We start from the raw sequence: 6,399 nt of genomic DNA, 5'->3' as shown, positions 1-6,399 counted from the left end.
GCCCAATGTCGGTGAGTATGTTGGAAAATTTGCGGTGATCAAGTGAGTGTCCAGAAATCACTTTCTGAGTTCGTCGTAGCCGTGCCCCCTTGTGGGGCATTGATGGAACGCGAAATTTCAGTGTTTCACCAGCCGCCCACCAGGGGCGGGGGCTACGTTTGTCAGGCAAGTTGTTTTTAGCAGAACCCTAAGTGAGAAGGCGAATGCTACTTCGAACTTTTAATCTTGGAGCATAAATATGAAAAAAAGTTTGCTCATGATGCTCGTCTGGGCAATGTTGCTGGCCGGCGCCGGAATTGATCTCGCGGCTGCGCAGGACGATCTCACAAAATCCGGCACCACATCCGCCAAATTTCTGGGCATTCCCATCGGGCCGCGCGCAACGGCCATGGGCGGCGCTTTCGTGGCGGTCGCCAATGACGCCTCTGCAAATTATTGGAACCCGGGCGTGCTGGGTCTGCTCGAAAAGAACGAGCTGTTTCTCATGCACTCGGAATATTTTGCCGATCTCGGGGTGGATTACCTCAGCGCGGTTTTTCCCTGGGAGGATTTCGGCACCATCGGTTTGAGCGTCACGACGCTGAATACTTCGGAAATGTTGGTTACCACGGTTGACGATCCGGAAGGCCTGGCTGGCTCGACCTTCGATGTCGGCAGTTATGCCGTAGGCTTGAGCTACGGCCGCCAGTTGACGGAAAAGTTTGCGATTGGCGGAACGGCAAAATATGTTTCCGAGCGCATCGCCAATTCCAAGGCCTCCGGAATCGCGGTGGATGTGGGAACGGTATTCACCACGCCGTTTCGCAACATTCGCCTGGGCGTCAGCATCTCGAATTTCGGCCAGAAGATGCAAATCCGCGGAGATGATTTGCTGGTGCAGAAGGACATCGACCCTTCCATCGGCGGCAACAACGAAAGCGTGAACGCGCTCTTGTCGACGGATCGCTTCGACTTGCCGCTTAGCCTGCGCATCGGGCTGGCGCATGATTTGATCAAAAACGCAAACAATCGGGTAACGCTTGCGGTGGATGGCTTACACCCGAATGACGCCGCGGAGAGTGTGAACGCCGGCGCGGAGTACGCCGGGTTCAACGAACGTTTCTTCGTGCGCGGCGGCTATCGCAACCTCTTTTTGAGCAATAACGAGAATTCGTACACCGTCGGTTTTGGCGTGCAACATCGCACCAGTTCCCTGCATTTTCAATTTGATTATGCCTATGCGGAGCAGCGCCATTTGCAGGGCATTCATCAATTCGGCATTGCGCTGCGGTATTAAGGCAGCGGAATCATGAACGTGCTTGCTTTGCTTTATAGGCGTTCTCTATCAAAAAGTCATTCAGCGAATCTTGTGAAGGACTCGGGCATTGTACCCGGAACTTCACGAGTCCCTTACAGGATGACAGGACAAAGAGGGATGAATGTTTCATGATAACAGTGCACGGTGTCTTGTTGTTATGATTTTTGCAAGTATCCAACGATAAACCGCAACACAAAGGAAATCGCCAGCGGAAAGAAACAACCCAGCGGATGATTTTTTATCGGTTGACTTGTTTCCATCCGCTGGGAAAATTTTTTGCTTTTAACGCAACAGCGTCACTTCAGAGGAACGACACAGATTTTCGGACAAGTTGAGAATCGAAGCTCTTCGAGCAGTATTGAAAATTTTGCCCACAAAAGTAGAACTGCTGCAGAAAGAAAAAGGCCTTTTCGGTGGGATTTCATTTCAGTGGGCGAAACACTTATAGAATTTTAGTCTAACTTTGAGCGGCTTACGGCCTAATGTACTTTAGAATGTCTTTCACGAAGAATCCGCAAACACATTTCGACAAAAACCGAAATGTCGAGAGATTCTATTAGAGTTCACCAACCCACTTTTATCCTTTAACTTCATTTTTTGGAGGTAGCAGTATGAAGCAAGTGCGAAGGGCGGTTTTGATGGTCTGCTTCGGACTGTTCCTGCTTGCCGGCGCCGCGCTGGCAGATGACGTCACCTTCAAGGTCGACTTGAGCGTGATGCAGGAACTGGGATTGTTTACTCCCGCAACGCAGACCGTGCATGTGCGCGGCAGTTTTAACGGCTGGGGCGATGGCAGTGACCTGACCGACGCCGACGGCGATTTCATTTACGAAGGCACCTTCGATGTTGGAACAGCAGGCCCGCTCGCCTACAAATTCGTGGTCAAAACGGGCACCGCTGTCACGTGGGAAGATAACATAGGTAATCGTGAGCTTCCATTGACTGGCGCGGCGCAGGTTTTGGATCCCGTTGAATGGAATAATGGCATTCGTTTTCGGGTGAACATGACCATTCCCATCGGCAACGGTGTTTTCAATCCGGCGACGCAGTTTGTTTCGATTGCCGGCGGCTTTAATGATTGGCTGGGTACTGGCATCGGTATTTCCAATGGTGATTCTGCCACGGCGCGCAAGTATCAGTTGAACGATGCCGGAGGAAATATCTATACCGGTCTCATCCCGGTTGGGACGTCAACCAACAAATTCAAATTCACCATCAACAACAATTCCGACGGGAAAATTGCGACGTGGGAAGGCCATGCGGATCGTGAGCTGAGCATGACGGATTTGTCGCTCGGCCGACCCGATAATGTCGAATTGCCGTGGGACGGCGATCCCGGTCAGACCGCGACCGGCACCACGCTGTTTCAAGTGAACATTACTCCGCTGAAGGAACTTGGCATCTTTGATGAAACCGAAGGCGATACGCTGCAGTTGCGCGGCGGTTTCAATGGCTGGGACGATAGTGATCCCGATGATTCAATCATGCGGCAATCTTTCCTCGATCCCAACATTTATGAGCTGCCAATCACCTTCACCAAAGTTCCCGGCTCAGAGGAACCTTATAAGTTCTTCATAAAGTTCAATCCTGCGCGCGCGATTTGGGGCGGTCAACCCCCGATCAACGGCTGGGAAGAGCCCGGTTCGACTGGCGGCGGTAATCGCATCTATGTATTCCAAGGCTTGGCGCAGGAACAACTGCCGGTGCAAACGTTTAACGACATCTTCCGCGTCATTCCGCAAGATACAACCGTGACCATGGTGTTTACCGCGGATATGCGTTGCTTTTTGCGCAACCCGCCGGTTGAAGTCAATCTGGCTGCGGATACGCTTCGTCTCGATATTCAAGATGAAGTCTGGCATTTCCGCAACGGCACGCGGCAATACCACGGCGCCAACAATCTCATCGGCAGAGGCCCGACGCCGTTTGATTTTTCCGACGCGGATGGCGACAGCATTTACACGTTGTCGGTGACCACCAAAGGCCCGATCCAAAATTGGGTGCAGTATCACTTGAATTGGCAAGGCTTTGATGATCAAGCGCCGGGATTTGACCTTGGCCGCCGCCGCGTGCGTTATGTGCGTCCGGATGCCAACGGTAAATTCCTCAATGGCAGTGTTTACCAGATGGGTCTTGATTACATTAGCACCGAAATCAAGCCGCTGACGATTGAGACCGAAGCCGGTCCGATCATCAACGATACGCCGCCGTGTATCGTGACAGGCGTCGAACAGATCGCATCTGAAGTGCCGGCCGACTATACGCTTGGCCAGAATTATCCGAACCCGTTCAATCCCTCCACGTCGTTCGAGTATGCCGTACGCAAACCCGGACACGTGACAATTACGTTGTACAATGTCTTTGGCCAGAAAATCGCGGATTTGGTGAATGAGTATCAACAGACGGGCACTTACAAAGTGACCATCGACTACACCGGTTTGAGCCGCGAGGGCTTAACTTCCGGCGTTTATTTCTACCAGATCAAAGCCGGCGATTTTCGCGCCACCAAACGCATGATGTTCGTGAAATAAGGTCATGTGGCCCATACTGACCGGTCATTCCACAAAACTTCTGTGCGAAAAATCTCTGTGGAAGTGACCGGTCAGTTGATTTGAATGGAAGTGCTTGAAGACTTTCGGCGGCTCGCATTGTTATAGAGAGATGGTTCACAATGGCGAGTCAGAGCCGGAAAGCTGTATTTGCTAAAAAGTAATGATGAAAGCCTCTGCCGCTTTGCGCCGCAGGGGCTTTCATCATTTCGTGTCCGCCGGAAAATGCGCTATTTTTTATCATGTTCCTGCAACGGCTTGGCCGTTGCATTTTTGTATGCAAACCATTTACTCGTGACGCGTAGATCGCGACGATAACACGTGCCCTCAACCAAGAAAAAAGCCTCCCCGCTTCCGCAAAAGCAAAAAGACGCGCCAGCTCGCCCGCGCAATCTCCGGATATTTTATTTTTTATTGTTCGCGCTGCCGCTCGTTTTTTTGTTGCTGTTGGAGGGCGTTTTGCGCCTCCTCACGGATGATCCGATTACCCCGCTCGTCGTGCGCCGGGAAGAGCGGGGCAAGCTCTTTTATCAGCTCAATGCGCGCGTCGGCGAGCGTTTTTTCCTCGGCGGCGTGGCTGCCGTCCCGGAAGTTTATCCGCAGCGCTTTGCCTACACGAAACCAAGCAATGGCCTGCGCGTGTTTTGCCTGGGCGGCTCGACCATGGCCTCGTTTCCTTATGAATTGCATGCGCGCGTATCAAGCCTGCTGCAAGATCGTTTGCAGCTTATGTATCCCGACAAAACTGTCGAGGTAATCAACGCCGGCATGGCCGCGATCAACAGTTATGCCGTGGTCGAATTCGCGCGCGAATTGGCGCAGTATGAGCCGGATCTGTTCGTGATGTACCTGGGACACAACGAGTTTTATGGCGCGCTCGGCGTTGGATCGACGCAGTCGTTGGGGCAGAGTCGAGGGCTTGTTCGTCTTTACTTACGTTTGCAGAAATTCCGCACGTTTATGCTGTTGCGGCGGTTGATCATGGCGGTGCGCCAAAGCTTGCAAACTAACACCAGCGCGCCGGCTGGCCAGCAAACGCTGATGGAAGGCATGGCGGCTGAAAAAACAATTCCATTCGAGAGTGAGATGTACCGGCGCGGCCTGGCGCAGTTTCGTGATAATCTCGCGGAAATTTTGGCCATTGCGCAACAGCAGCGCGTGCCGATAATCGTTGGCACGCTGGTGAGCAATATGCGCGACATGGCGCCGTTTGCGTCGGAAGCTGCGCCCGATTTGCCGGTCGAGCAAAAACGGCAATGGCAAAAACTCTTCGAGCAAGCCTGGCAATTGCAGCGCCAGCAAAATTATGCTGAGGCAAAACGTCTATTTCGGGTAGCGGCGGCACTCGACAGCGCCTCGGCGCTGCTGCATTTTCGTTTGGGGCAAACGCATGCAGCTTTGGGCGAAATCGATCCTGCAAGAATATCTTATGAAACAGCGCGTGATTTGGATTTGCTGCGCTTTCGCGCCCCGGGTGAATTCAACAAAATTATTCGAGAAATTTGCTCAACCTTCAGCGCGCCGGTGGTGGAAATGGAAGAGGCGTTCGCGCGCCAGTCGCCTCACGGCCTCATTGGCCATGAATTGATCAGCGAACATTTGCACCCGAATTTTGACGGCTATTTTTTAATGGCAAAAACCTTCGCGCAGGCCATACGGCAACATCAACAACTCGTGCCGGGCTTACAAGCGGTCGAGGGCGAATGTGATGATCAGTTTCTGCGCGATTATTCGGCCGTAACGCTGTTCGATCTGCAAATCGGCAATCGCAAGATTGAACGATTGACAAAACGCTGGCCGTTTCGCCGCGAACAATTCACGGTTCCGCCGGATTCATTGCAAGCGCCTGCTGTTGTCCGGCAATTGGTGGAGGAGTATCAAGCCAATCGCATTGCCTGGAATGCCGCGCATTTTCAGTTGGCGGAGGAGTATCAGCGGCAGGGAAAAGGAGAGGAGGCGTTGCGCGAGTATCGCGCGGTGATGAAAGTCGTGCCGGAAAATGACGCGGCATATACGCGCATGGCCGACCTGCTGCTGCAGCAGAATCGCTTTGCTGCTGCGGACTCATTGCTGCAAATTGCCATGAAATGGAATGAACAGTCGCCGTTTGTGCGGGCAAAATTGGGATTGGTCAATTTCATGCAACATCGTTTTGCCGCCGCTGCTGAACATTTTCAAACGGCGCTCAATCTGAACAACCTGCGCCAGGCCATGTCCGCGAATGATTTGGCCGCGGCGAATTATTATCTCGCCCTGTGCCGCGTGCAACTGGGCCAGCTTGAATTCGCGCAAGCGCATTTAGCGGAGGTATTGCGCAATCAACCGCAGCATGATGAAGCCAAACGCCTGCTCATGATGTTGCAAAAGGGGATTGAGGTGAAGCTGGAATTTTGAAAAATGGTACTGTGCAAGGTGCTGGCTGGCTTCGACAGGCTCAGCCAGCGCGACAGGCTCAACTGGTACACTGTTACCATGATTTCGTAGCCCTGTCCCCTTGTGGGGCATTGTCCCAACCCGCGAATTTATTGGCTGCAGCAGCACCCCACAAGGGGG

Annotated in this window: 3 protein-coding genes; all 3 read left to right on the top strand. The window is 52.7% G+C overall.

Going from position 1 to position 6,399, the window contains the following annotated elements:
* Positions 1-238: 238 nt before the first annotated feature.
* A complete protein-coding gene (locus FBQ85_05200; protein ID MDL1874556.1) occupies positions 239-1,276 on the top strand; it encodes a UPF0164 family protein in 1,038 nt (345 codons plus the stop codon).
* Positions 1,277-1,908: 632 nt separating this feature from the next.
* Entirely contained in the window at positions 1,909-3,828 is a 1,920-nt protein-coding gene (locus FBQ85_05195; GenBank protein MDL1874555.1) for a T9SS type A sorting domain-containing protein, read from the top strand.
* 339 nt (positions 3,829-4,167) lie between these two features.
* Positions 4,168-6,240 carry a tetratricopeptide repeat protein gene (locus FBQ85_05190; protein ID MDL1874554.1) on the top strand — a complete coding sequence of 691 codons (2,073 nt, stop codon included), beginning with the start codon at positions 4,168-4,170 and terminating at the stop codon, positions 6,238-6,240.
* Positions 6,241-6,399: the final 159 nt, after the last annotated feature.

This window comes from Cytophagia bacterium CHB2 (assembly GCA_030263535.1).
Taxonomy (GTDB): Bacteria; Zhuqueibacterota; Zhuqueibacteria; order Zhuqueibacterales; family Zhuqueibacteraceae; genus Coneutiohabitans.
This window is presented reverse-complemented; position numbering and strand designations above follow the sequence as displayed.